The 24,252-nt window shown below is 73.4% G+C and carries 22 protein-coding genes; 8 read left to right on the forward strand and 14 right to left on the reverse strand.

Annotation, left to right across the window (positions count from 1 at the left end; all coding sequences use genetic code 11):
• The first annotated feature begins 127 nt into the window (after nt 1-127).
• Complete coding sequence (locus tag AB0M29_RS01145) at nt 128-1,351, forward strand: D-alanyl-D-alanine carboxypeptidase (RefSeq protein ID WP_365377650.1); 1,224 nt, start codon at nt 128-130, stop codon at nt 1,349-1,351.
• Here AB0M29_RS01145 and AB0M29_RS01150 read toward each other — a convergent pair.
• The 4 genes from AB0M29_RS01150 to AB0M29_RS01165 are packed head-to-tail and all read right to left on the reverse strand — an operon-like array spanning nt 1,248 to nt 4,325.
• A complete protein-coding gene (locus AB0M29_RS01150) occupies nt 1,248-2,327 on the reverse strand; it encodes a YihY/virulence factor BrkB family protein (protein ID WP_365377103.1) in 1,080 nt (359 codons plus the stop codon). The two genes, AB0M29_RS01145 and AB0M29_RS01150, sit on opposite strands and share 104 nt — an antisense overlap.
• A 9-nt stretch (nt 2,328-2,336) precedes the next feature.
• The gene (locus AB0M29_RS01155) at nt 2,337-2,792 is read right to left on the reverse strand and encodes a GtrA family protein (RefSeq protein ID WP_365377105.1); all 456 of its coding nucleotides are present in this window, start codon (nt 2,790-2,792) and stop codon (nt 2,337-2,339) included.
• Entirely contained in the window at nt 2,789-3,763 is a 975-nt protein-coding gene (locus AB0M29_RS01160; RefSeq protein ID WP_365377107.1) for a decaprenyl-phosphate phosphoribosyltransferase, read from the reverse strand. The genes AB0M29_RS01155 and AB0M29_RS01160 overlap by 4 nt, the downstream gene beginning before the upstream one ends.
• Nucleotides 3,756-4,325, reverse strand: coding sequence for a phosphatase PAP2 family protein (locus AB0M29_RS01165; RefSeq protein WP_365377110.1), 570 nt, complete (start codon nt 4,323-4,325; stop codon nt 3,756-3,758). The genes AB0M29_RS01160 and AB0M29_RS01165 overlap by 8 nt, the downstream gene beginning before the upstream one ends.
• Nucleotides 4,326-4,552: 227 nt before the next feature.
• Between AB0M29_RS01165 and AB0M29_RS01170 the strand changes: the two genes are divergently transcribed.
• The gene (locus tag AB0M29_RS01170; protein WP_365377113.1) at nt 4,553-5,923 is read left to right on the forward strand and encodes an FAD-binding oxidoreductase; all 1,371 of its coding nucleotides are present in this window, start codon (nt 4,553-4,555) and stop codon (nt 5,921-5,923) included.
• 58 nt (nt 5,924-5,981) lie between these two features.
• Complete coding sequence (locus AB0M29_RS01175; RefSeq protein ID WP_365377116.1) at nt 5,982-6,737, forward strand: decaprenylphospho-beta-D-erythro-pentofuranosid-2-ulose 2-reductase; 756 nt, start codon at nt 5,982-5,984, stop codon at nt 6,735-6,737.
• Between the two features lie 22 nt (nt 6,738-6,759).
• Here AB0M29_RS01175 and AB0M29_RS01180 read toward each other — a convergent pair whose 3' ends face one another.
• Together AB0M29_RS01180 and trpS are read right to left on the reverse strand one after the other, a co-directional pair.
• Nucleotides 6,760-7,338, reverse strand: coding sequence for a 2'-5' RNA ligase family protein (locus AB0M29_RS01180; RefSeq protein WP_365377652.1), 579 nt, complete (start codon nt 7,336-7,338; stop codon nt 6,760-6,762).
• A 182-nt stretch (nt 7,339-7,520) separates the two neighbouring features.
• Nucleotides 7,521-8,534, reverse strand: a complete 1,014-nt coding sequence (trpS, locus tag AB0M29_RS01185; protein WP_365377119.1) for a tryptophan--tRNA ligase — start codon at nt 8,532-8,534, stop codon at nt 7,521-7,523.
• A 189-nt stretch (nt 8,535-8,723) separates the two neighbouring features.
• Between trpS and rocD the strand changes: the two genes are divergently transcribed.
• The gene (rocD, locus tag AB0M29_RS01190) at nt 8,724-9,968 is read left to right on the forward strand and encodes an ornithine--oxo-acid transaminase (RefSeq protein WP_365377655.1); all 1,245 of its coding nucleotides are present in this window, start codon (nt 8,724-8,726) and stop codon (nt 9,966-9,968) included.
• Between the two features lie 120 nt (nt 9,969-10,088).
• Nucleotides 10,089-10,970: a hypothetical protein gene (locus AB0M29_RS01195; RefSeq protein WP_365377121.1), complete on the forward strand. Its 882-nt coding sequence runs from the start codon at nt 10,089-10,091 to the stop codon at nt 10,968-10,970.
• On the opposite strand, the gene AB0M29_RS01200 is transcribed toward AB0M29_RS01195, so the two are convergent.
• A complete protein-coding gene (locus AB0M29_RS01200; RefSeq protein WP_365377123.1) occupies nt 10,936-11,421 on the reverse strand; it encodes a carboxymuconolactone decarboxylase family protein in 486 nt (161 codons plus the stop codon). The genes AB0M29_RS01195 and AB0M29_RS01200 overlap by 35 nt on opposite strands.
• A gap of 50 nt (nt 11,422-11,471) precedes the next feature.
• On the opposite strand from AB0M29_RS01200, the gene AB0M29_RS01205 reads away from it, so the two are divergent.
• The gene (locus AB0M29_RS01205; protein ID WP_365377125.1) at nt 11,472-12,968 is read left to right on the forward strand and encodes a PLP-dependent aminotransferase family protein; all 1,497 of its coding nucleotides are present in this window, start codon (nt 11,472-11,474) and stop codon (nt 12,966-12,968) included.
• 60 nt (nt 12,969-13,028) lie between these two features.
• Here the strand turns inward: AB0M29_RS01205 and AB0M29_RS01210 are convergent, their stop codons facing one another.
• The 4 genes from AB0M29_RS01210 to AB0M29_RS01225 form a co-directional block, all read right to left on the reverse strand.
• Complete coding sequence (locus AB0M29_RS01210; RefSeq protein WP_365377128.1) at nt 13,029-14,018, reverse strand: malate dehydrogenase; 990 nt, start codon at nt 14,016-14,018, stop codon at nt 13,029-13,031.
• Nucleotides 14,019-14,212: 194 nt separating this feature from the next.
• Nucleotides 14,213-15,070, reverse strand: a complete 858-nt coding sequence (locus AB0M29_RS01215) for a helix-turn-helix transcriptional regulator (protein ID WP_365377130.1) — start codon at nt 15,068-15,070, stop codon at nt 14,213-14,215.
• Nucleotides 15,071-15,318: 248 nt separating this feature from the next.
• The gene (locus tag AB0M29_RS01220) at nt 15,319-15,750 is read right to left on the reverse strand and encodes a DUF3017 domain-containing protein (protein ID WP_365377133.1); all 432 of its coding nucleotides are present in this window, start codon (nt 15,748-15,750) and stop codon (nt 15,319-15,321) included.
• A 10-nt stretch (nt 15,751-15,760) separates the two neighbouring features.
• Nucleotides 15,761-16,639 (reverse strand): bifunctional methylenetetrahydrofolate dehydrogenase/methenyltetrahydrofolate cyclohydrolase, encoded by an 879-nt coding sequence (locus AB0M29_RS01225; RefSeq protein WP_365377136.1) that lies wholly within the window; start codon nt 16,637-16,639, stop codon nt 15,761-15,763.
• A 158-nt stretch (nt 16,640-16,797) separates the two neighbouring features.
• On the opposite strand from AB0M29_RS01225, the gene AB0M29_RS01230 reads away from it, so the two are divergent.
• The gene (locus AB0M29_RS01230) at nt 16,798-17,496 is read left to right on the forward strand and encodes an RDD family protein (RefSeq protein ID WP_365377139.1); all 699 of its coding nucleotides are present in this window, start codon (nt 16,798-16,800) and stop codon (nt 17,494-17,496) included.
• Between the two features lie 76 nt (nt 17,497-17,572).
• On the opposite strand, the gene purH is transcribed toward AB0M29_RS01230, so the two are convergent.
• Both purH and purN read right to left on the reverse strand, forming a co-directional pair.
• Nucleotides 17,573-19,129, reverse strand: a complete 1,557-nt coding sequence (gene purH, locus AB0M29_RS01235; protein ID WP_365377142.1) for a bifunctional phosphoribosylaminoimidazolecarboxamide formyltransferase/IMP cyclohydrolase — start codon at nt 19,127-19,129, stop codon at nt 17,573-17,575.
• Nucleotides 19,116-19,772 carry a phosphoribosylglycinamide formyltransferase gene (gene purN / locus AB0M29_RS01240; protein WP_365377145.1) on the reverse strand — a complete coding sequence of 219 codons (657 nt, stop codon included), beginning with the start codon at nt 19,770-19,772 and terminating at the stop codon, nt 19,116-19,118. The genes purH and purN overlap by 14 nt, the downstream gene beginning before the upstream one ends.
• Nucleotides 19,773-20,097: 325 nt before the next feature.
• Between purN and AB0M29_RS01245 the strand changes: the two genes are divergently transcribed.
• A complete protein-coding gene (locus AB0M29_RS01245) occupies nt 20,098-20,907 on the forward strand; it encodes a hypothetical protein (RefSeq protein WP_365377147.1) in 810 nt (269 codons plus the stop codon).
• A 47-nt stretch (nt 20,908-20,954) separates the two neighbouring features.
• Here the strand turns inward: AB0M29_RS01245 and AB0M29_RS01250 are convergent, their stop codons facing one another.
• Nucleotides 20,955-24,227 carry a tetratricopeptide repeat-containing serine protease family protein gene (locus AB0M29_RS01250; RefSeq protein ID WP_365377149.1) on the reverse strand — a complete coding sequence of 1,091 codons (3,273 nt, stop codon included), beginning with the start codon at nt 24,225-24,227 and terminating at the stop codon, nt 20,955-20,957.
• Between the last annotated feature and the right edge of the window lie 25 nt (nt 24,228-24,252).

Consider the following 24,252-nt stretch of genomic DNA (forward strand, 5'->3'; position numbering starts at 1 on the left):
ACCGGTGTACAGGTGGGCCCTGTACTTTCTCGGGGTGCCCCTGCCTCAGCCCACTGTGCGCCGCCGCGCGCCGTACCGTTCCGCCCTGGCCGTCACCGCCGCAGTCGCTCTGCTCGGCGGCACCGTACTGGCGGGCACCGCCGGTGCGGTCGCCCCCGGGGACACGAAGGCGCCGAGACCGCCCGCCCGGATGTCGACGGTGGGCGGTGACCGGCTGGGTGTGCCGGGGACGCAGGTGGAGCTGACGCCGGGCGCGCCCGCGCTGCCCGCGAAGCTCACGGCGAAGTCCTGGATCGTCGCGGACGCCGAGACCGGCGCCATCCTGGCCGCGCACAACGCGCACTGGCAGCTCCCGCCCGCCAGCACCCTGAAGATGCTGTTCGCCGACACCGTGCTGCCGAAGTTCCCCAGGACGACCGTGCACAAGGTGGCGCCGCGCGACCTCCAGGGCATGGGCGAGGGCAGCAGCCTGGTCGGCATCAAGGAGAACCTGACCTACAGCGTCAAGGACCTGTGGCTCGGCGTCTTCCTGCGCTCGGGCAACGACGCCGTGCACGTGCTGGCCGCGATGAACGGCGGCGTGCCCAAGACCGTCACCGACATGAACGCGCAGGCCCACGAGTTGCAGGCGAACGACACCCATGTCGTCACGCCCGACGGGTACGACGAGCCGGGGCAGGTCAGCAGCGCGTACGACCTGACCCTCTTCGCCCGCGAGGGCCTGCAGAACCCGGACTTCCGGCAGTACTGCTCCACCGTGAGCGCGCAGTTCCCCGGGGACTGGAAGAAGGACAAGAAGACCGGCAAGCCCACCAAGGCCCGCGACACCTTCGGCATCCAGAACACCGACCGCCTGCTGAGCGGCGACTACGACCTGTCCAGGTACCCGGGCATCGCGGGTGTCAAGAACGGCAACACGACGAACGCGGGCGCCACGTACACCGGTGTCGCGCAGCGCGGCGGACGGACGCTGCTGGTCACCGTCATGACCCCGGCGCCCCAGCACAACCTCGTCTACCGCGAGGCCGCCTCGCTGCTCGACTGGGGCTTCAAGGCCGCCCCGTCGGTCAAGCCGGTGGGCACCCTGGTGCCGCCGCTGAGCAAGGTGCCGCACACGAAGCCCACCGCGGCGCAGGGGCCGGGCGGCAAGGACCAGGCTTCCGCGACGTCCGGCGGCTCGTCGTCCGGCGGGCTGCTGACGGCGGCGGGGATCGCCGCCGGGACCGTGCTGCTGCTGGGCCTGGTCGTCATGGTCGTCCGGCGGCGCCGCCCGCTTCCGGGCGGATCACCGTCCGGCGGCCGGGGGCGGGGCCGGGGCCGTGGCCGTTCGCGCCGGATGCGCCTCCCGTAGCACCGCCGCCCCGCCCGTTCTCCGCGGCGGCCCCGTCCGCGGACTCGCCGGCGGCCCTGTCCGTGACCTCGTCCGGGCTTTTGTCCGGCGCCGCCTCGTCGTCCTCGGGCGGCGGGGCGTGCCGTGGTGTCGCCGTCCAGGCGGCGCAGTACAGCAGCAGCTTCGCCATGAAGTTGAACCAGAGCAGCAGGGCGACGGGCGTGCCGAAGGCGCCGTAGATGTTGCGGCCCGCCACGCCCTGCAGATAGCTGGCGAGCAGCACCTTGAGCAGTTCGAAGCCGACCGCGCCGATGAGCGCGGCCTGCATGACCGCGCGGCGCGGCGGTTCGACGCCGGGCAGCAGCGTCAGCAGATAGGTGAGGATGAGGAAGTCGGCGATGACGGCGAGGGCGTAGCCGACGATGGTGAGGCCCACCCGGCCCGCGCCGTGCCGGTTGATGTCGAGGTGGTCGCCGGCCCAGGTGACGGCGGCGGTGGCGAAGGCGGAGGCGCCGAGCGACACCAGGACGGCGAAGCCGAGCCCGACCAGCACTCCCGCGTCGGCGAGCTTGCCCAGGAACGGGTTGCGCTCCTCGTTGTCCTTGGCCCACACCGCGCGCAGGCAGTCCCGGAGCGAACCGACCCAGCCGATGCCGGTGACCAGCAGCAGGAGGCCGGCGATGAGGCCGATGGTGCCGGCGTTGGCGACCAGTCCGCTGATGTGGATCTGGTCGGCGATCCCGGGGATCTGCTCGGAGATCTTGCGTTCCAGGGTGTTCAGCTGGTCCTTCGACAGCAGGGCTGCGCCGATCGCGGCGCCGAGGGTGATCAGCGGGAAGAGCGCCAGGAAGCTGGTGAAGGTCATCGCGGCCGCCAGCCGCGTCCAGTGCACGGACAGCAGATGGGCGAAGGCCCGCCAGGCGTGCGTGCGCAAGGTGCGGTCGATCCACGGCTTGACCCGCGGACCGATCCACGGCAGCCGGGCCAACCAGTCCATAACGGGCGGTTACCCTTCCCCGGCCGATGCAGTCCGGCGGAAGACGAAGGTCCGGGTGCCCCAGAAGCGCAGCGCCGTGGCCAGCGCCATGCCGACGCCCGCGCCGGACACGATGTCGTCGCGCGGCGCGGTGAGGCCCAGCCCGTAGTGCGAGACGGCCAGGCAGAGCAGCTGGACCAGGGCGCCCGCGAGGTTGAACACGAAGAAGACGCCGTACTGCCGGGCGCGGCTGACGGCGGGGGCGCGGCCGCGGTAGGTGCCCAGCGCGTTGCCGAGGTAGGCGACGGTGCAGCCCGCGACGAAGGACAGCGACTTCGCGGTGAGCGGGCCGAAGCCGCCGGGGCCGCGCAGCCAGACGAAGAACGCCAGGTCGGCGGCGTAGGCGGCGCCGCCCGCCAGCGCGAAGCCGAGGAGTTCGGGGAGCAGCGCGCCGGGGCCCGCGGCGGGCGCGCGGCGCGCGATCACGTGTTGACCACGGCGAGGACGTACAGCGCGCCCCAGACCAGGCCGATCAGCACGAGCGTACGGTCGCGCAGCACGACGTCCTCGGGCTCGCCGGCGGTGCCCGCGTCGGCGAAGACGGCGTAGCGCAGCACCGAGAGGATGAACGGGATCATGGAGAGCTGGCGCCAGGGCAGCCAGCCCGCCGGGGAGGCGCCGGTCTCCATCGCCCACAGGCAGTACGCGAGGACCGCGACGCCCGCCGCGAGCTGCCACACGAACCGCAGATAGCCGGTGGTGTACTCGCCCAGCAGCGCCCGGGAGGCGCCGATCTCGCCGTCCTGCGCGGACATCAGGACGAGTTCGGAGTAGCGCTTGGCGGCGACCATGAACAGGGCGCCGAAGCCCGAGGTGATCAGGAACCAGCGGGACAGGTCGATGTGCAGGGTCAGGCCGCCCGCCATCGCGCGCATCAGGAAGCCGGTGGTGACCACGGCCAGGTCGATGACGAGCATGTGCTTGAGCCAGAGGCAGTAGGCGAGCTGTATGAGGACGTAGCCGAGCAGCAGCGCGGCCGTGTCCGGGGTGCACAGCACCGCCGCGGCGGCGGGCGCGAGCACCGCGAGGGCGCATCCGGCGCCGTACGCCACGGCCACCGGCACCTGGCCGCACGCCACCGGGCGCGCGCACTTCACCGGGTGCGCCCGGTCCGCCTCGGCGTCGCGCGCGTCGTTGATCAGGTACACCGCCGACGCGCACGCGGTGAACAGCACGAAGACCACGACGAGCTGCCCCACCGCCCGGGCCGACAGCAGCCGTCCGGCCGCCACCGGCGCCGCCAGCACCAGGACGTTCTTCACCCACTGCCGCGGGCGGGCCGTCCGCAGCAGCCCCCCGGCCAGCCCGCGCACCGACACCGAGGCGGCCAGCGCCGCCACTCCGGCCGCCCCGGGTCGGGCGGCCTCGTCGACGAGTGCGGCAGAGGGCTCAGCCATGGCGGCCTCCGGTGGGCAGGGGGAGCGCGCGGAGGGTCCAGGGGCGGCCCAGGTGCGCGGTCGCGGCGCCGAGGAGGGCGCCGAAGGCGACGTCGGTGGGGTAGTGGACGCCGGCGACGAGCCGGGAGAGGCACATCGCGACGGCCAGCGACGGGAGGGGGGCGCGCGGGAGGAGGGCGCCGAAGGCGATCGCGGCGGCCGCCGCGGAGCTGGCGTGGGAGCTGGGGAAGCTGTGCGCGCCCGCGGTGCGGACCAGGGGCGAGGCGCCGGGCAGCAGCGGCCGGGGGCGGCGTACCACCCGCTTGACCGCCATGCTCGCGGCGTGCGCCGCGCCGACCAGCGCCGTGGCGCGCAGCCACGCGACACGCCGGGCCGGGTCCGCGGCGGCGCCCGCCAGCCCGGCGGCCAGCCACACCGCGGCGTGCTCGCCCGACCAGGACAGGCCCTTCGCGGCGCCCGCGACATACGGGTCGGCGCCGCAGCGGCGCAGCGCGGCGAGGAGGCGGCGGTCCGCACGGGCCGCCGCGGATCCGGGGTAGCGCACCGGCGTCACCGGCCTCACCTCCCTCTCCTCGCGCGTTCGCCCGGTCACTCGCTCTCGTGCGTCGCGACCGTTGCCGGGCTCTCGCCGCCGCTCTCGCGTTCGTGCTTTCCGCTGGTTTTCGCCGGTTGTCCGGCGTGGTGTGTTTACCGTGCGGAAAAGACCGTCATTCGTTACCGCTCGCCCGTTGTGGTGAAGAACGCCGCATAACAACCATTCGGTACATCTCAGGCGATACCGTCGCGCGTATGCCTGTACCCTCCGCCCCGACAATCTCCGTCTCCGGCTGGGGCCGCACCGCCCCCACGACCGCCCGGCTGCTGCGCCCGACGTCGTACGAGGAGGCCGCGGCGGCGGTCCGCGAGGCCGGTGGGCGCGGTGCGATCGCCCGCGGCCTCGGCCGGGCCTACGGCGACGCGGCGCAGAACGCGGGCGGCGCGGTCCTGGACATGACGGCCCTGGACCGTATCCACGAGATCGACGCGGTGAACGGCCTGGTGGTGTGTGACGCGGGCGTCTCGCTGCACCGCCTGATGGAGGTGCTGCTGCCGCTCGGCTGGTTCGTGCCCGTCACGCCCGGGACCCGCTATGTGACGGTCGGCGGCGCGATCGGCGCCGACATCCACGGCAAGAACCACCATGTCTCGGGGGCGTTCTCCCGCCATGTCCGCGCCGTCGAGCTGCTGACCGGCGACGGCGAGACCCGGCTGGTGACGCCGGAGGACGAGCCGGAGCTGTTCTGGGCCACCGCGGGCGGCATGGGGCTGACCGGGGTGATCCTGGCCGCCACGCTCCAGCTGCTGCCGGTGCAGACCTCGCTGATGTCGGTGGACACCGAGCGCGCCGCCGACCTGGACGACCTGATGGCCCGGCTGACCGCGGACGACGACCACTACCGCTACTCGGTCGCCTGGATCGACCTGCTGGCGCGCGGCGCGAGGACCGGCCGCGCGGTGCTCACCCGCGGCGACCACGCCCCGCTGGACGCGCTCCCGGCCCGCTCCCGGGCCCGTACCGCGCCGCTCGCCTTCCGCCCGCTGCGGCTGCCCGCCGCCCCCCGCTTCGTCCCCGACGGACTGCTCGGGCGCACCAGCGTCGGGCTCTTCAACGAGTTCTGGTACCGCAGGGCGCCCCGCATGCGCCGCGGCGAGCTGCAGCGGCTCTCCGCCTTCTTCCACCCGCTGGACGGCCTGCCGCACTGGAACCGGATCTACGGCCGCAGCGGCTTCGTGCAGTACCAGTTCGTCGTCGGCCGCGGCCAGGAGGAGACGCTGCGGCAGATCGTGCGGCGGCTGAGCACCCGCGGCTGCCCGTCCTTCCTCGCCGTGCTCAAGCGCTTCGGCGAGGGCGACCCGGGGTGGCTGTCCTTCCCGATGGCGGGCTGGACGCTGGCCCTGGACATCCCCGCCTCGATGCCGGGCCTAGGCCGCTTCCTCGACGAGCTGGACGACGTGGTGGCCTGCGCGGGCGGCCGGGTCTACCTCGCCAAGGACGCCCGGCTGCGGCCCGAGCTGGTCGCCCGGATGTACCCGCGGCTGGACGAGTTCCGCGCCCTGCGCGCCGCGTACGACCCGCGGGGCGCGATCACCTCGGACCTCGCCCGCCGCCTCGCCCTCTGACCGCCCGCTGAACCCCCTTCCCTTGACCCAGCCCTCTGATGAGTCCCCAGGAGCTCCCATGAAGGACGCCTTCGGCGCACCCCAGTCCCTGCTGGTCCTCGGCGGTACGTCGGACATCGGCCTGGCCACCGCCCGGCGGCTGATCGCCCGCCGTACCCGTACCGTGCACCTCGCGGGGCGGCTGTCCCCCGAGCTGGACGCCGCCGCCGAGCAGTTGCGGGCGCTGGGGGCCGAGGTGCACGTGGTCGGGTTCGACGCGCTCGACCCCGGGACCCACGAGGAGGTCCTCGGCAAGGTGTTCGCCGAGGGCGACGTCGACATGGTGCTGCTGGCCTTCGGTGTGCTCGGCGACCAGGCGCGGGACGAACGCGAGCCGCTGGCCGCAGTCCACGTGGCGCAGGTCAACTACATCGGGGCGATCTCCGCCTCGCTCGTCTGCGCCACCGCCCTGGTGCGGCAGGGGCACGGCTCGCTGGTCGTCATGTCCTCGGTCGCGGGCGAACGTGCCCGGCGGGCCAACTTCGTCTACGGCAGCAGCAAGGCGGGGCTCGACGCCTTCGCCCAGGGGCTCGGGGACGCGGTGTACGAGGACGGCGTGCACGTCATGGTCGTACGGCCCGGGTTCGTCCGTACGAAGATGACGGCGGGCCTGCCCGAGGCGCCGTTCGCCACCACGCCCGCCGCGGTCGCCGCCGCCATCGAGTCCGGTCTGCGCCGCGGCGCCCACACCGTCTGGGCCCCGGCCCCGCTCCGCCCCCTGATGTCCCTGCTGCGGCACGTGCCCCGCGCGATCTTCCGCCAGCTGACCCTCTGAGGGCGCCGGGCCGGGAGGAGCCCTACAGGGGCGTGGGGGTGCGGGTGGTGGCGGTGTGCTGGTGCGGGACGGAGGGGCGGCCCTCGGTGCCGAACGGATACTCGCGCATCTTGCGCCAGACGCCGTCGCCGCCCTGCTCGTACAGGGCGAACCCGCACGCCGTCCACGCGGCGCTGAAGTCCGCCAGCTCGCGCTGCGCGCGGTCCATCGCCGCCTCGGCGATGCCGTGCGCGACCGTCACATGCGGGTGGTACGGGAACTGCAGCTCCCGGGCGACCGGCCCGGAGCGCACCTGCTCCTGGAGCTGCGCGCAGGCGCCGCCGCCCTCGGCGAGCCGTACGTACACCACCGGCGACAGCGGCCGGAAGGTGTCCGTGCCCTGCAGCCGCATCACGAACGGCCGTCCCTCCGCGGCGACCTCCGCGAGGTGCCGCCGCAGCGCGGGCAGGTCCGACGGGTCGACCTCGGTGGGGGGCAGCAGGGTGACATGGGTGGGGATGGCATACGCGACCGGATCGCCGAACCCGGCACGCCGCTCCTGGAGCAGGCGCCCGTACGGCTCCGGGACCGCGATGGACACGCCGATCGTGGTGGTCCCCACTGCGTTCACCCCTTTCCCCATTCCGTGGTCCCCGTCGTCCCCGTGGCCCCGTGTGTGGTCCCCGTGTGTGCTTCCTGTGTCGTCCGATCTCAGTGTCGCGCGCGTGCCCGGTGGGCCGGAAGCGCCGCAGGCCATGATCGTCCGGGGCTCATGCCCCGTGAAGCGTGCTCTCGATGCCCGGCTCAGTGCTTGGCGGGCAGCAGCCCGATCCGGTCATATGCGCTGGCCAGCGTCTCGGCGGCGACGGCGCGAGCCTTCTCCGCACCCTTCGCCAGAACCGAGTCCAACGTCTCCGGATCACCAAGATATTCCTGCGTGCGCTCACGGAACGGTGTGACCCACTCCACGAAAATCTCCGCGAGGTCGGTCTTCAGCGCACCGTAGCCCTTGCCCTCGTACCGTTCCTCGAGTTCCGCGATTCCGGTACCGGTGAGGGCGGAGTGAATGGTGAGCAGATTGCTGATGCCCGGCTTGTCCGTTTCGTCGTACCGGATGACCGTGTCGGTGTCGGTGACGGCGCTCTTGAACTTCTTCGCCGACACCTTCGGCTCGTCGAGCAGGTTGACCAGGCCCTTCGGCGAGGCCGCCGACTTGCTCATCTTGGCCGTCGGGTCCTGGAGGTCGTAGATCTTGGCGACCTCGCGCACGATGTGCGGCGCGGGGATGGTGAAGGTCTGGCCGAAGCGGCCGTTGAACCGCTCCGCGAGGTCGCGGGTCAGCTCGATGTGCTGCCGCTGGTCCTCGCCGACCGGCACCGCGTCGGCCTGGTACAGCAGGATGTCGGCGACCTGGAGGATCGGGTACGTGAACAGGCCGACGGTCGCGCGGTCGGCGCCCTGCTTGGCCGACTTGTCCTTGAACTGCGTCATCCGGGACGCCTCGCCGAAGCCGGTCAGGCAGTTCATCACCCAGCCGAGCTGCGCGTGCTCGGGCACATGGCTCTGGATGAACAGGGTGCAGCGGTCCGGGTCGAGCCCGGCCGCCAGCAGCTGGGCGGCGGCGAGCCGGGTGTTCGCACGCAGCTCCGCCGGGTCCTGCGGCACGGTGATCGCGTGCAGGTCGACGACCATGTAGAACGCGTCGTGCGACTCCTGCAGCGCCACGTACTGGCGGATCGCACCCAGGTAGTTCCCCAGGTGGAAGGAGCCCGCCGTGGGCTGGATACCGGACAGGGCGCGGGGACGGTCAGTGGCCATGCCCCACATTCTCTCAGGTCCCGGCCGCGCTCCCATACCCCTCCCGGGCCCCCTTCGGGCCCGCACCCGGTGTTCCGCCCAAGGTTTCACGGCGGTCCGGGAGAGCGACGATAGAAGGGGGCACCACCCCCGCCCCTGATCCACCCCGGACCTCCGACGCACGACGAACGGAGAACGTACGTGACCACCATTTCCGGAAACCCCGGAACCACGGATTCCAGCAGCAGCGGTGACTCGACCGCCCGCGAGATCGCGGCGGCGGAGTCGTACAGCGCGCACAACTACCACCCGCTGCCGGTCGTCGTGGCGACGGCCGAGGGCGCGTGGATGACGGATGTCGAGGGGCGCCGCTACCTCGACATGCTCGCCGGGTACTCGGCACTGAACTTCGGGCACGCCAACCCGCGGCTGATCGCGGCGGCCAAGGCCCAGCTCGACCGGGTGACACTGACCTCGCGGGCCTTCCACCACGACCGCTTCGCGCGGTTCTGCGCGGAGCTGGCCGCGCTGTGCGGCATGGAGATGGTGCTGCCCATGAACACCGGGGCGGAGGCGGTGGAGACGGCCGTCAAGACGGCCCGCAAGTGGGGGTACCGGGTCAAGGGCGTGCCGGACGGGCGGGCGAAGATCGTCGTCGCGGCCGACAACTTCCACGGGCGTACGACGACGATCGTCAGCTTCTCGACGGACCCCGAGGCGCGGGCCGACTTCGGGCCGTACACCCCCGGTTTCACGATCGTGCCGTACGGCGACCTGGCCGCGATGGAGGCGGCGGTCGACGACGAGACGGTGGCCGTGCTGATCGAGCCGATCCAGGGCGAGGCGGGGGTGCTGGTGCCGCCGCCGGGCTATCTGGCGGGGGTGCGGCGGCTCACCGCCGAGCGCGGTGTGCTCTTCATGGCCGACGAGATCCAGTCCGGGCTCGGCCGTACGGGCCGGACCTTCGCCTGCGAGCACGAAGGGGTCGTGCCGGACGTCTACATCCTCGGGAAGGCGCTCGGCGGCGGTGTGGTGCCGGTGTCCGCGGTGGTGTCCTCCCGCGAGATCCTCGGCGTCTTCCGGCCCGGCGAGCACGGGTCCACCTTCGGCGGGAACCCGCTGGCCTGCGCGGTGGGCCTCGAGGTGATCGCGATGCTGCGCACCGGCGAGTACCAGCAGCGGGCGGCGGAGCTGGGCGACCATCTCCACCGCGAGCTCCATCTCCTGACCGGCACCGGCCAGGTCACCGCCGTCCGCGGCCGCGGTCTGTGGGCGGGCGTCGACATCGACCCCGCCCTCGGCACCGGCCGCCAGGTCTCCGAGGCCCTCCTCGCCCGCCGCGTCCTCGTCAAGGACACCCACGGCAGCACCATCCGCATCGCCCCACCCCTCACCATCACCAAGGAAGACCTCGACTGGTCCCTCACCCAACTCCGCGAGGTCCTGAACACCTGACCGCTCCCCGGCGGCCCCCTGTCTTCCACCGCGTGTCACCCCCCGACCCGGGGCACCCTCACTCCCGCCGTCGCGGCGGCAAGGGGTGCGCGGGCCTAGGGTTGGGGGGTGCTTTGGGGAATGGTGTGTGCGCTCGGGTCCGCCGTGTGCTTCGGGGTCGCGTCGGTGCTGCAGGCGATGGCGGCGAGGGCGGCGGAGCCTGGCAGCGGGTCGGGCGTCGACGCGCGGCTGCTGATGCGGGCGCTGCGGCAGTGGCGGTACGTGGCGGGCCTGGGCCTGGACGGCGTCGGCTTCCTGCTGGAGCTGGTGGCGCTGCGGTCACTGCCGATCTACGCGGTGGGCGCGGCGCTGGCCGCCAGCCTGGCGGTGACGGCGGTGACCGCGGCCCGGCTGCTGGGAGCGCGGCTGTCGGGCCGCGAGTGGGCCGCCGTGGCAGCCGTCTGCGGCGGCCTCGCGCTGCTCGGCCTGGCCGCGGGCAGCGAGGGCGCGGGCGACGACCACGGCAGCACCGCCCTGCGCTGGGGCACCCTCGTCACCGCCGCGCTGGTGTTCGCCGCGGGCGCCGTCGCGGGCCGGCTCCCGGAACGCTCCCGGGCCGCCGTCCTCGGCCTCTTCGCCGGTTTCGGCTTCGGCGTGGTCGAGGTCGCCGTCCGCCTCATCGACGGCATGACACCGTCGGCCCTGCTCACCAACCCGGCCGTCTACGGCCTCCTCCTCGGCGGCGGCACCGCCTTCCTGCTGCTGACCTCCGCACTCCAGCGCGGCTCGGTGACCGCCGCCACCGCGGGGATGGTGATCGGCGAGACCGTCGGCCCCGCCCTCGTCGGCGTCCTCGCCCTCGGCGACCGCACCCGCCCCGGCTGGGCCCCCGTCGCCATCGCCGGCTTCGTCCTGGCGGTGCTGGGCGCGCTCGCCCTGGCCCGCTTCGGGGAAGGCGGCGCGCCGCAGGAGCAGGAGGCGGCCGACGCTACGGCCGCGTCGCGGGCGACATCCGGCACGTGACCCCGATCCGGGTCCACGCGTTCATCGTCACGCACATCGCGATCAGCCGCGGCAGCTCGTCCTCGCCGAAGACCCGCGCGGCCTCGTCGTAGACCTCGTCCGGCACCCCGTGCGTCCCGTGCCCGCCGAGCAGGGTGACCGCCTCCGCCAGCGCGAGCGCCGCCCGCTGCCTGGCGGTGAAGAACGGCGTCTCGGCCCACACCGTGAGCGCGTAGAGCTGCTGCTCGGACAGCCCGGCCTTCCGCCCCTCGGCGCTGTGCTTGTCGGTGCAGAAGGCACAGCCGTTGAGCTGGGAGACTCGGACGCGGACCAGCTCGCGTACGACGGGGTCGAGGCCGCTGGCCGCGGCCCGGTCGAGGGCGAACATCGCCTGGTAGAAGTCGGGTGCCTTGTCGTTGAGGTCGATCCGGCGCTCGGGCGCCGCAACGGTGGTGTCGTCGATCGTCGTCATACGCCCACCGTAGGGGCGAAGTGGCACTGCCCCCGTGGTCCACTTGGGCCATGAACGACTGGGCCAATCGCGGGCAGCGGACCGCGGACTACGACCTGCTGCTCGATCTGCCCGCGGCCCGCCTCGCCGCGGGTGGCGGGGCCCGCTCGGGCCTTGAACACGCGCTGCGCGAGGCGGTGCGCGACGGCCGCCTCCCGCCCGGCACCCGGCTGCCGTCCAGCCGTGTCCTGGCCGGCGACCTCGGCCTGGCCCGCAACACCGTGGCCGACGCGTACGCCCAACTCGTCGCCGAGGGCTGGCTCACCGCCCGCCAGGGCTCCGGCACCACCGTGGCACCCCGCCCGGACGCCGCCGCACCCCCGCCGCGCCCCCGCCGCCGTACGCCGTCCACCGCACCCGGCCCCGCCGCCTCCGCCGAACTGGTGCCCGACGAGACCGCCGGACTGCCGTACACGCTCTGGCCCGGCTCCCCCGACCTGGCCTCCTTCCCCCGGGCCGCCTGGGGCGCCGCCGCCCGCCGCGCGCTCGCCGCCGCGCCGAACTCGGCCTTCGGGTACACCGACCCCCGGGGACGGCCCGAGCTGCGGGCGGCCCTCGCCGCCTACCTGGCCCGGGTGCGCGGCGTCCGCACCGACCCCGAACACCTGCTGATCTGCACGGGGTTCGTCCAGGCGACGGGCCTGCTCGCCCGCGTGCTGTACGGCCGCGGCGCCCGCCGGATCGCCGTCGAGGAGGTGGGCTTCCCCGACACCCGCACCCTGCTGCGGACCGCGGGGCTCGAGACGGTGCCGCTGCCGGTGGACGAGGACGGCGCGCGCGTGGAGCTGCTGGACGGCGGCCCGCAGGGACGCGGCACCTCGGCGGTACTGCTGACGCCCGCCCACCAGTTCCCCAACGGCGTACGGCTGTCCCCCGGGCGCCGTACCGCCGTGACCGCCTGGGCGCGGGCCACCGGCGGACTGATCGTCGAGGACGACTACGACGGCGAGTTCCGCTACGACCGGCAGCCGGTCGGCGCCCTCCAGGGCCTGGCACCCGACCACGTCGTCTACGCGGGCACCGCGAGCAAGAGCCTGGCTCCGGGGCTGCGGCTGGCCTGGCTCGCGCTGCCCCCGCACCTCATGGCCGAGGTGGTGAAGCAGAAGCGGATGGCCGATCACCACTCGCCGGTGCTCGACCAGTTGACGCTCGCGGAGTTCCTCGTCTCGGGCGACTACGACCGCCACGTACGGCGGATGCGGCTGCGCTACCGGCGCCGCCGGGACCGCCTGGTCGCCGCCCTGGCCGAACGCGCCCCCCGCGTCCGGGTCTCCGGCATCGCCGCCGGCCTGCACGCGGTCCTCGAACTCCCCCCGGAGGCGGGCCCACTGGACACCGTGGTGGCCCGCGCCCGCAGCCGCGGCCTCGCCCTGAGCCCGCACCCGGTCTACGGCGGCCCGCCCGACGCCCCCGCCGCCCTGGTCATCGGCTACGGCACCCCACCAGAGAGCGGCTTCGGCGCCGCCCTGGACCTGCTGTGCGAGGTACTGACCGATACGACGGCGTAAGAGAACACACGTAAGGGGCCCCGCACCAGGGCGGGACCCCTTACCCAAAGCGTCTGTGCGTCAGATGAGGCCGAGCTCGCGCACCGCGGCGCGCTCCTCCTCGAGCTCCTTCACCGAGGCGTCGATCCGCGCACGGGAGAACTCGTTGATCTCCAGGCCCTGGACGATCCCGAACTGCCCGTCCTTGGTGGTGACCGGGAAGGAGGAGATGAGACCGGCCGGGACACCGTAGGAGCCGTCGGAGACGATGCCCATGGAGGTCCAGTTGCCGTCGCTGGTGCCGTTGACCCAGGTGTGGACGTGGTCGATGGCGGCGGAGGCGGCGGACGCGGCCGAGGACGCGCCACGGGCCTCGATGATCGCGGCGCCGCGCTTGGCGACGGTCGGAATGAAGGACTCGGCCAGCCACTTCTCGTCGTTGACGACCTCGGCGGCGTTCTTGCCCGCGACCTCGGCGTGGAAGATGTCGGGGTACTGCGTCGCCGAGTGGTTGCCCCAGATGGTGACCTTGCGGATCTCCGACACCGGCACGCCGGTCTTCTTGGAGAGCTGCGCGATGGCGCGGTTGTGGTCCAGGCGGGTCATCGCGGTGAACCGCTCGGCCGGTACGTCGGGGGCGGCGGACTGCGCGATGAGCGCATTGGTGTTCGCCGGGTTGCCGACCACCAGCACCTTGATGTCGTCCGCGGCGTGGTCGTTGATGGCCTTGCCCTGCGGCTTGAAGATGCCGCCGTTGGCGGAGAGCAGGTCACCGCGCTCCATACCGGCGGTGCGGGGGCGGGCGCCGACCAGCAGCGCGACGTTCGCGCCGTCGAAGGCGACGTTCGGGTCGTCGGTGATGTCGATGCCCTGCAGCAGCGGGAAGGCGGCGTCGTCCAGCTCCATGGCGGTGCCCTCGGCGGCCTTGAGGCCCTGGGGGATCTCCAGGAGGCGGAGCTTCACCGGCACATCCGCGCCGAGCAGGTGGCCCGAGGCGATACGGAAGAGGAGGGCGTAGCCGATCTGGCCTGCCGCTCCGGTGACGGTGACGTTGACGGGAGTGCGAGTCATTGCCTTCTCCTGGCCTTTTCCTGCGGGAAACCTGTGTCGCCCCGGCAGTGGCCCGAGCGGCCCCGGAACGTGGCTCGCTCGTCGTTCTCTCGTCGTCAAGAGAGCCATCCGTCAGGCTATCGCGCGCCGGGCGGGCCGTAGACCCGAGGTGGTGTGGCTCCCGTCACCGAACGGCCGCACACCACCGTTTCCGGTCAGTGGTGGGCGCCGCCGATGCACACGCCGAGGATGAGCACACTCAGGCAGATGCCGTTCGAGGTCGGGCTCGCGGAGGAAGAGGGTGGCGGAACGTTTCCGCTCCCCCCACCACTGCTGGACGTCGGCGAGCTCGACCCCGGAATCGTCGGAGCGCCCGGCCCCGGCGCCGTGGTACCGCGGGGCCCCGGCCGCGAGGCGGACGGCGAGGGGTCGGGCAGCGGGCTGGTGTGCCCGTCGGGCACGGGAGTCCCGGGAGTGGCGCCGCTCCCCGTGGGCCCCTTCGCCGGATCGGCACCCCGATGATCAGTGCCCGTTCCCCCGGCACCGCCCCGTGACCCCGGCGTCGTACCGGACGGCATCGAGGTGGCCACCCGCGGAGTCGGCGTCGCCCCCGCGTCCCGCTCCGGCGCCCGGCCGTTGCTGGGAACCGCCGCCAGGAGCACGGCGAGCAGCGCCCCCACGGCCAGCACCCCACACGTGAGGAGCAGCAGATTCCGCCGCCGGTGCCCCGGCAGACCCTCCTGCGCGCCCAGCGGGTCCAGCGGATCCGGATACGGCACCGGCTTCCCCCGCCCCCGGTCACCACTGCCCTGGCTCGCCTTCTCCGCCAGCTTCCACAGTGCGCCCAGCCGCTCGTAGTCCGCCCCGCTCGCCTGCGCCAGCACCTCGACCGCGTCGAGCGGCGGTAAGTGCCTGCCGTTCAGATAGCGTTCCCACGCCTCCGCCGGCTGCGACGTCCGCGCCGCCAGCGCCGGCACCGTCAGGCCGCTGCGGTCCTTCATCCGGCGCAACTGCGTCGCCAGGCGGCGCACGTCCACGGGGATACGGTCCGCCAACGGCTCCCACTGCGCCATGGTGCGCCCCCTGCCACTCGACCGACACGCCGCAGGCCACCGTAGAACGCCAGTACTCCTCCCGAGGGGTTTTCCCCACACCCCCTGCGCAAAGGGGCGCCCCCTGCTATAACCCTCCGGGCCGGGCCCCCACCGCGCCTACGGCGCGGTGTTTCCCACCCGCACCACCCGTGCGGCATCGACTTCGTCTGACGGTCTCCCCGTGGACCACACCCACCATCGGCGACTGATCGCCCGCCCCCCGGCGCTCAGCGCACCGAGAAGTGAATGATGTCCTCGAGGAACGGAATGCGGATCAACGGATCGGGCTGAGCCATGAGCGCCAGCAACACGATGCCCAGCCCGAGAACGCCGTACGTCAGTACGTCGGTGAACCGGCTCCGCACGGCAAGCATCCCGACCGTGGTGACCGCCCACCGCAGCACGGCCCCGACCAGCAGCGAGACGCCCACAATGATCGTGCCCGGCCGGAACGCCCCCGTGGCGGTGACGATCAGCCCCACCACCGTCCCGGCGATGACCAGCAGAATGGGCCACTGCCGCGCCGGCGCGGGAGCATCGCCCCCGGCTGCCCGCCCACCCCCCTCAGGCCGCGCCGTGGTCCGCGTGACGGTCGGAAACCGCCGACTCGGCCCACGCCCGTGCCCCGACTCGCGGTGCGCCGCGAACTCCGCCGGCACAGCCGGCTCCTCAGCCGACATGGTCCTCAGCCCGGTCCGCGGCAGCCCGCTCCGCCGCCTCCACCACGTTCTGCAGCAGCAGCGCCCGCGTCATCGGCCCGACACCACCGGGGTTCGGCGACAGCCAGGCGGCCACCTCGGCCACACCGGGGTGGACGTCACCGGCGATCTTGCCGTGCTCGTCCCGGCTGACGCCGACGTCGAGCACGGCCGCCCCCGGCTTCACGTCCTCCGGCTTGACGATGTGCCGCACGCCCGCCGCGGCCACCACGATGTCCGCCTGCCGGAGCTGCGCGGACAGGTCACGGGTGCCGGTGTGGCAGAGGGTGACGGTGGCGTTCTCCGACTTACGGGTGAGCAGCAGGCCGATCGAGCGGCCGACGGTGATACCCCGGCCGACGACGACGACATGGGCCCCGTTGATCTCGACGCCGTGCCGGCGCAGCAGCTCGACGATGCCGTTCGGGGTGCAGGGCAGCGGCCCGGTCTCGTTCAGGACGAGGCGCCCGAGGTTCATCGGGTGCAGACCGTCGGCGTCCTTCGCCGGGTCCATCAGCTCGAGGACGCGGTTGGTGTCGATGCCCTTGGGGAGCGGAAGCTGCACGATGTAGCCGGTGCACTCGGGGTTCTCGTTCAGCTCGCGGACGACCGCCTCGATCTCCTCCTGGGTGGCGGTGTCCGGGAGTTCGCGCTGGATGGAGCCGATGCCCACCTCCGCGCAGTCGCGGTGCTTGCCCGCGACGTACCACTTGCTGCCCGGGTCGTCGCCGACCAGCAGCGTGCCGAGGCCAGGGGTCACCCCGCGGGCCTTGAGCGCCTGGACGCGGGCGGAGAGTTCGGACTTGATCGCGGCGGCGGTGGCCTTGCCATCGAGAATCTGGGCGGTCATGCCCCCCATACTCCCGGATCGCCCCGGCGCCCGACGAATCCACCCCCCGCCATACCTCCCCCACACCACGCGCGCGCCTTGCGCACCGGGGCACACCGGCCCCACGATGTGGCGTCGTCCCCGAAGCTTTTCCCCTTCCCGCTCGAAGGATGCCGCTCGTGAGTCAACCCCCCGGCCCGCCCAACCCCTACGGCGACCAGCCGCAGCAGCCGTACGGCCAGAACCCCTATGCCGAGGGCGCCCAGGGTGCCCCGGGCGGTATCCCCCAGCAGCAGCCGTACGGGCAGCCTGGCGGGTACCCGGGCTATCCGCAGCAGGGCTACCCGGCGGCGCAGCAGTACGGCTACCCGCCGAGCAACCTGCCGCCCGGTATGCCGCCGCTGGCGAGCTGGGGGGCCAGGCTGGGTGCGACGCTGCTCGACGGCCTGATGCTGATGCTGGTGCCGACGGGCCTGACGACGGCCGGGTACATCTCGTTCGGGAAGAAGGTCGTCGACGCCCAGAAGCCGTGCCGGGACGCCGGCATCGCGGTGTCGCACTGCCCCACGCCCACCATGTCCGGCGGTACGGTGACGCTGATCGCGCTGGGCAGCCTGCTCAGCCTCGCCGCCTTCATCTTCCTCTGCTTCCGCGAGGGCTCCACCGGCCAGACCCCCGGCAAGAAGATCGTCGGTATCCGCCTGCTGCGCGAGCAGGACGGTTCGGCGCTGGGCTTCGGACTCGCCTTCGGCCGCCGCCTGCTGCACGTCCTCGACTCCTTCTGCCTCCTGGGCTACCTGTGGCCGCTGTGGGACGAGAAGAAGCAGACCTTCGCGGACAAACTCGTCCACACGGTCGTGATCCGCGACGAGCAGTAAAGGACGGGCCCGCCGCACCCTGACGCGCCGGAGGCCGGACTCCCCGAGGGGAGCCCGGCCTCCGCCGTGTACGGACTCAGTGGAAGAAGTGCCGCGTCCCCGTGAAGTACATGGTCACGCCGGCCTTCTTCGCCGCCTCCACGACCGCCTCGTCGCGGATCGAGCCGCCGGGCTGGGCGACCGCCCTGACGCCGGCGCCGGTCAGCACCTCCAGGCCGTCGGGGAACGGGAAGAACGCGTCGGAGGCGGCGTACGAACCGGCCGCCCGCTCGGCGCCCGCGCGCTCGACGGCGAGCTTGGCGGAGTCGACCCGGTTGACCTGGCCCATGCCGACGCCGACGGTCGCGCCGTCCTTGGCCAGCAGGATCGCGTTGGACTTGACGGCCCGGCAGGCGCGCCAGGCGAAGGCGAGGTCGTCGAGTTCGGCGGCGGACAGCGGCTCGCCGGTGGCGAGCGTCCAGTTGGCCGGGTCGTCGCCGTCCGCCTGGAGCCGGTCCTTGGCCTGGACGAGGACGCCGCCCTCGATCGGCTTGTACTCGCCGACCGCGTCGGGCGCGTCCGCGCAGCGCAGCACCCGGATGTTCTTCTTGCGGGCCAACACCTCGACGGCGCCGTCCTCGTAGGCCGGCGCGACGATCACCTCGGTGAAGATCTCCGCTACCTGCTCGGCCATCGCCACCGACACCGGGCGGTTGACGGCGATCACGCCGCCGTACGCCGACACCGGGTCGCAGGCGTGCGCCTTGCGGTGCGCCTCGGCGACGTCCGCGGCGACCGCGATGCCGCACGGGTTGGCGTGCTTGATGATCGCCACGCACGGCCCGTCGTGGTCGTAGGCGGCCCGGCGGGCGGCCTCGGTGTCCACGAAGTTGTTGTACGACATCTCCTTGCCGTGCAGCTGCTCCGCGCCCGCCAGGCCCTTGCCGCTGCCGTCGGTGTAGAGGGCGGCGGCCTGGTGCGGGTTCTCGCCGTAGCGCAGGGTGTTCTGCCGGGTGAAGGTCGTCCCGGTGAAGTCGGGGAAGTCGCTGGTGTCGTCGGCCGCGTAGCCCTCGGCGAACCAGGAGGCCACGGCCACGTCGTACGCGGCGGTGTGCTGGAACGCCTCGGCCGCCAGCCGCTTGCGGGTGGCCAGGTCGAAGCCGCCGTCGCGGACGGCGGCGAGCACGTCCGCGTACCGCTCGGGGCTGACGACCACCGCGACCGACGGGTGGTTCTTGGCGGCGGCGCGCACCATCGAGGGACCGCCGATGTCGATCTGCTCGACGCACTCGTCGTCGCTGGCGCCGGAGGCGACGGTCTCCTTGAACGGGTAGAGGTTGACCACCACCAGCTCGAACGGCTCGACGCCCAGCTCGGCGAGCTGCTGCCGGTGGTCGTCCAGCCGCAGGTCGGCGAGGATCCCCGCGTGCACCCGGGGGTGCAGCGTCTTGACCCGGCCGTCCAGGCACTCGGGGAAGCCGGTCAGCTCCTCGACCTTGGTGACGGGGACGCCCGCCGCGGCGATCCGCCCGGCGGTGGAGCCGGTCGACACCAGCTCCACACCGGCCTCGTGCAGGCCGCGGGCGAGGTCCTCGAGACCCGTCTTGTCGTAGACACTTACCAGCGCGCGACGGATGGGCTTATTCACCGACATGAACCTTTCGTCCCTCAATGCGGTAGCCGTGGCGGGCCATACGCCCCACGACCTCGACGAGCAGTCGTCGCTCGACTTCCTTGATGCGCTCGTGGAGCGCGTCCTCCGTGTCGTCCGGCCGGACCTCGACCACGCCCTGGGCGATGACCGGGCCGGTGTCGACGCCGTCGTCGACGAAGTGGACGGTGCACCCGGTCACCTTCGCGCCGTACGCGAGCGCGTCGCGTACGCCGTGGGCGCCGGGGAAACTCGGCAGCAGCGCGGGGTGCGTGTTCACGAACCGCCCCCCGAACCCGGCGAGGAACGCCTTGCCGACGATCTTCATGAATCCCGCGGACACCACCAGGTCCGGCGCGTACGCCGCGGTCGCCTCGGTGAGCGCCGCGTCCCACGCCGCGCGGTCCTCGTAGTCCTGGACCCGGACGACGAAGGTGGGCAGGCCCGCGCGCTCGGCCCGTTCCAGGCCCGCGATGCCGTGGCGATCGGCGCCGACGGCCACGATCCGGGCGCCGTAGCCGGGGTCGGCCTCGATGGCGTCGAGCAGCGCCTGGAGGTTGGTGCCCGAGCCGGAGACCAGGACGACCAGGCGGGCGGGGGTACGGGCGGGCTGGTCGGAAAGGGGGGCGGGAGTGTGGGCGGCCACTGTCGGGGGCTCTCTCTCGCGGGACCGTGCTGCTGGGGTGTGCGGGTCCGTTACGGGCTTGGAGGTTCGTACGAGGCGGGGGCCGCTCGAATTCCGGGGAACCCTACGAGGCCGCCGACCGTCAGCAACGATACCGGCACTCCCGGCGTCCCCCACCGGGACGGGGGAGCGCGCGGACGGTAGCGTCTGCCGGGAGAGCGGCACTACGCGCGTCCCGCGCGCGGGCGGAAGTGACGCATCTGACACGGATGGCACATCGTCGTACGGTCGAGTCGTAAGAGTCGTGGCTCTCCCGGAGTCAGCAAGAGGAGTCGAGCCCAAGGGGATGGCGCATCACATCATGAGCAGCGGCCGTATTCGTCTCGCGCTGCGCGCGCCCGAGGGCGATCAGGACCAGCACGACCAGAAGGACAACCCGTTCGCGCCACCGCCCGAGGGGGCGCCGGACCGGCCGTGGCAGCCGCGGGAGCCGGAGGGTTCGGGGTCCGGGTCGGGTTCTGACAAGCCGGACTCCGAGGGCTCGTCCGGCGACGACCCGGGGCGGCGCACCCCGCCGCCGGACGGGGCGCCGCGGGCCTGGGGCCACCAGTGGAGCGGGCAGCAGCCGCAGTCGGGGCGGCCCGACGGGTGGGGCCGCCGCCCGGAGAACGGCCCGACCGGCCCCGCCGGCAACGGCCCCCGTTTCGACCCCACCGACCCGGCCCAGCGGCGCTCGCGCTACGCGCTGGTATGCGGCGGATGGGGCCTGATCTTCACCCTCATCGGCTGGACCGCGGTGGGCCTGCTGCTCGGCTCCCTGGCCCTCTACTGGGGGATCAGCGCCCTCCGTATGCCGCCGGAGACCCGCGCGGCGGCCCGCGCCGAGGCGGCCTCGGCCCTCGCCGACGCCACCCAGTCCCCCCGTCCGGCTCCCCCCGCCCCCGGCCCCGACTCCCAGCGCTCCTTCACCACGGCGGCCTGGAGCGGCATCATCACCAGCGCCCTCACCCTGGCCCTGGTCGCCACCACCTACGCCTTCCAGTTCGCCTACAACGACTACTTCACCTGCAAGAGCGACGCCCTCACCATCCCCTCCTCCCACTCCTGCCAAAAACTCCTCCCGAGCCCCCTCCGAGACTTCCCGGGCCTCAGGTAGGCCCACCGGGGCGGCGGGGCGCCCCGGCCTGCCGCCCCCGGCCGTCCTCACCGACCGTTCCGCAGTATGGACAGCACTCTCAGCGACTGATCGAGCTCGCGGCGGTGGGCGTCGGGCCTGGCCCGGGCCAGCTCCCGGCGCATGGCCACCGCCTCGGTGATCGCCTCCAGCGCCTCCTCGCGCCGCCCCAGCGCTGTCAGCCGGACGGCGAGGTTGTTCGTCGCCGCCGCGAAGTGGGGCAGGAAGGCATCGCGCCGGACGCCGACCAGCCCCCGGTAGACGTCCACCGCCTCGGTGATCGCCTCCAGCGCCTCCTCGCGCCGGTCCAGCGCGCCCAACTGGAGTGCGAGGTTGTTGAGGCTGGCGGCGAGGTCGGGCAGTGCGACATCGGGCCTGCCCCGCGCCAGCTCCCGGCGCATGGCCACCGCCTCGGTGATCGCCTCCAGCGCCTCCGCGTGCCGCCCCACCTCCCCCAACTGCACGCCGAGGTTGTTCACACTCGTGGCGAGGTCGGGCAGCGCGACATCGGGCCTGCCCCGCGCCAGCTCCCGGCGGATGCCCACCGCCTCGGTGACGGCCTCCAGCGCCTCCGCGTGCCGCCCCAGGGCGGACAGGTCGGCGGAGAGGTTGTTCAGGCTGGTGGCCAGGGGGGAGAGGTAGGCGTCAGAACGGTCCCCCGCGAGCTTCCGGTAGACGGTCACCGCTTCGGTGATCGCCCGCAGCGCCTCCTCCCGCCGCCCCAGATCCCAGCGCCGGACGGAGAGATTGTTCAGACTCGCGGCCAGTTCGGGCAGAGCGTCGGGCTTCGCCTGGGCCAGCTTCCGGTAGACGGTCACCGCTTCGGTGATCGCCTCCAGCGCCTCCTCCCGCCGGCCCAACGCCCCGAGCCGCAGGGCACGGTTGTTCAGACTTCCCGCGAGGTCGGGCAGAAAGCGATCGGGGCTCGCCCGGGCCAACTCCCGGTACGCCTTGACCACCATGGTGATCGCCCCCAGCCCGTCCTCCCACCGCCCCACCTCCGCCAGTCCGTTGGACAGGTTGTTCAAACTCGCGGCCAGGTGCGGCAGGTAGAGCTCGGGCCTCGCCTCCGTCAATATTCCGTAGGCGCCGACCGCCTCTCTGACCGCCTCCAGCGCCTCCCACCGCCGACCGAGGTCCCCCAGCCGGACGGAGAGGTTGTTCAGACTCATGGCGATTTTCGGCAGTTGGCCGGGGTCACCCTGGGCGCGCGAGCGGTGGTGGCCGGTGATGAGTTGGACGAGGTGAGCGGCCCACGGGGCGAGGTTGTGACTGGCTTGGGGCAGCCGGTCGGCGAGCTGTTCCAGGTCGGCCGGCGGTACGTCGGGAGCGTCGGTGATCCGCTGGAGGGCGTCGAGCAGGGGGTGGGGGGCCACCGTCTGGGTGGCGACGTCGATCGCCGGCCCGGCGAGGGCGGCCGGGTGGCGCACGCACAGCGTGGTGAGGGGCTCGTCGAGCGCGTGCCGGAAGACGGGGTGGGCGGCCGCCCGGGTGTAGACGGTGAGGAGGTGGACGGCCTGGGTGTCGGTGGCGCCCAGGACGAGGTGGTCGGCGAGGCCGGGGTCTTCCGTCATGCGGCGGCCGATGAAGCGTTCGGTCAGGCGGTCCGGCTGGAGGGTGTCCCAGGGGCGGGTGGGGGCGGGCGGTGGGTAGAGGGTGGCGATCCAGTCGCGTACGGCGGCGCGGCGGTCGCGGGGCTGGTCGGCGAGTCCGGGGACGCGGCGCAGCAGGGCGTCGGCCTCGTCGCGGTCCTGGGCGCCGAGGAGGAACGCGGCGGTCAGGGCGTCGGTGAGCGTCGCCAGGGTGAGGGCGGGGAGCAGTCCGCGGGCGGTGGCGGCGGCCGTCCAGTAGCGCTGTTCGTGGACCAGGAGCCGGTCCTCGACCCCGCTGGCCGCAGCGGGCGCCGCCAGGCTCCGGTCGGCTGAGTCCAGCAGGTCGGCGAGGGCCGTCATGTGCAGGGTCAGCGCGGTTTCCAGGCCGGGCCGGTCGAGGACCGAGTCCCTCCCGAGCCGGGCGGCCAGTGCGGGCCAGTCGTGATCCGCCCAGCCCCGTACCTGCGGCAGGTGCGCCGCGTAGCCGTCGACGGCCTGCCGGTACGCCTCGGTGCGGGAGGCGCCGGGTTCGGGTTCCAGCGCGGGCAGTGCGACGACGGCCGCGCCGTCCAGCAGGGCCTCGGCGGTCGGGCTGGCGGCCTGCAGCCCGGACCACCAGTCGCCGGTGGCACGCGCCAGCATCAGCAGTTTGAACGCGCTGCCGCCCCCGTGCCGGGCTGCCGCTTCCAGCACGGCGGCCAGCTGCGGGGTGCGGGTCTCGGCGTAGTCGACGACGACCAGCAGCGGCACCGCGGCGTCCGCGAGAACGGCCAGGGCCTCGGCCGGGGCGTCCGGGCGCAGCCACAGCGCGGTCCAGCGGCTGGTGGCAAGGGTGTCGGCGAGGTGCTGCGCCAACCGCGTCTTGCCCTGCCCGCCGGGCCCGTACAGCAGGCGGGCCGCGAAGCCCGGCTCCCCGGTCCAAGCGCGGAACTCGTCGAGCACGGCGGTGCGGCCGCGGAAGGGGACGACCTGGCGGCGGGCCCGCAGCAGCGCGGCCGGAGGGCCCAGCGGGCCGCTGACCGGCGCGGGGTCGGCCGCCTCGGCCAGGTTCTGCCATTCGACCGGCTCCAGGACGACGCCCGCTTCGGGCGCGTGTTCACCCAGCGCGGCACGGAAACCGGCGTCGCGCATCAGGACGTGGACCGGGACGGCTTCGAGGTGGGCGTGAGCCCGTCCGGCCGGGTCGGAGGCGATGACACCCGCGAGCAGGTCGCCGCAGAACAGCGCCGCCCCCGACATCCCGCCCCAGGGCGAGACCCCGTGGGGGCCGGGCTCCGGCGGGTGCTCGGCGATGTTCATCACGTACCGGTTGCCGACGTGACGGTCGCCCGGGTTGAGGGTGCCCGAGGGCTGCAAGGTGTCGGTCGCCCGACCCGGTCGCTGCACCAACTCCGGTACGCCCCACGCCTCACACGCGGTGCCCGGACGGTGGGTGACCAGGCGCCCCCATCGCACCGCGGCCCCAGGTGGCGGCGCCCAGGTAGGAGTGTCGATACGGACGAGGGCGGCGTCGTCACGACCCCCGGGAGCGCCGCGCCACACCACCGCCCCCTGCCAGCGGTCCGCCAGGCCCGGCCGGAACAACGACACACGCCCGCCCCGCTCCGGCACCACATGAGCCGACGTCAGCACCAGCCGCGGCGCGACGACATACCCCGATCCCGGGCCGACGGCCCCCTCCACCGCGACCACCCGCGCAGGATGCACCATGCCGTCGCCTGATCCCCCGGCCCCG

It is taken from the genome of Streptomyces sp. NPDC051976 (assembly GCF_040680795.1).
GTDB lineage: Bacteria > Actinomycetota > Actinomycetes > Streptomycetales > Streptomycetaceae > Actinacidiphila.

Coding starts and splice junctions, on each gene's coding strand:
- AB0M29_RS01150 (WP_365377103.1), bottom strand. CDS start 2,327: ATGGACTGGTTGGCCCGGCTGCCGTGGATCGGTCCGCGGGTCAAGCCG.
- AB0M29_RS01160 (WP_365377107.1), bottom strand. CDS start 3,763: ATGGCTGAGCCCTCTGCCGCACTCGTCGACGAGGCCGCCCGACCCGGG.
- AB0M29_RS01170 (WP_365377113.1), top strand. CDS start 4,553: ATGCCTGTACCCTCCGCCCCGACAATCTCCGTCTCCGGCTGGGGCCGC.
- AB0M29_RS01175 (WP_365377116.1), top strand. CDS start 5,982: ATGAAGGACGCCTTCGGCGCACCCCAGTCCCTGCTGGTCCTCGGCGGT.
- trpS (WP_365377119.1), bottom strand. CDS start 8,534: ATGGCCACTGACCGTCCCCGCGCCCTGTCCGGTATCCAGCCCACGGCG.
- AB0M29_RS01195 (WP_365377121.1), top strand. CDS start 10,089: ATGGTGTGTGCGCTCGGGTCCGCCGTGTGCTTCGGGGTCGCGTCGGTG.
- AB0M29_RS01200 (WP_365377123.1), bottom strand. CDS start 11,421: ATGACGACGATCGACGACACCACCGTTGCGGCGCCCGAGCGCCGGATC.
- AB0M29_RS01205 (WP_365377125.1), top strand. CDS start 11,472: ATGAACGACTGGGCCAATCGCGGGCAGCGGACCGCGGACTACGACCTG.
- AB0M29_RS01210 (WP_365377128.1), bottom strand. CDS start 14,018: ATGACTCGCACTCCCGTCAACGTCACCGTCACCGGAGCGGCAGGCCAG.
- AB0M29_RS01215 (WP_365377130.1), bottom strand. CDS start 15,070: ATGGCGCAGTGGGAGCCGTTGGCGGACCGTATCCCCGTGGACGTGCGC.
- AB0M29_RS01225 (WP_365377136.1), bottom strand. CDS start 16,639: ATGACCGCCCAGATTCTCGATGGCAAGGCCACCGCCGCCGCGATCAAG.
- purH (WP_365377142.1), bottom strand. CDS start 19,129: ATGTCGGTGAATAAGCCCATCCGTCGCGCGCTGGTAAGTGTCTACGAC.
- AB0M29_RS01245 (WP_365377147.1), top strand. CDS start 20,098: ATGGCGCATCACATCATGAGCAGCGGCCGTATTCGTCTCGCGCTGCGC.
- AB0M29_RS01250 (WP_365377149.1), bottom strand. CDS start 24,227: ATGGTGCATCCTGCGCGGGTGGTCGCGGTGGAGGGGGCCGTCGGCCCG.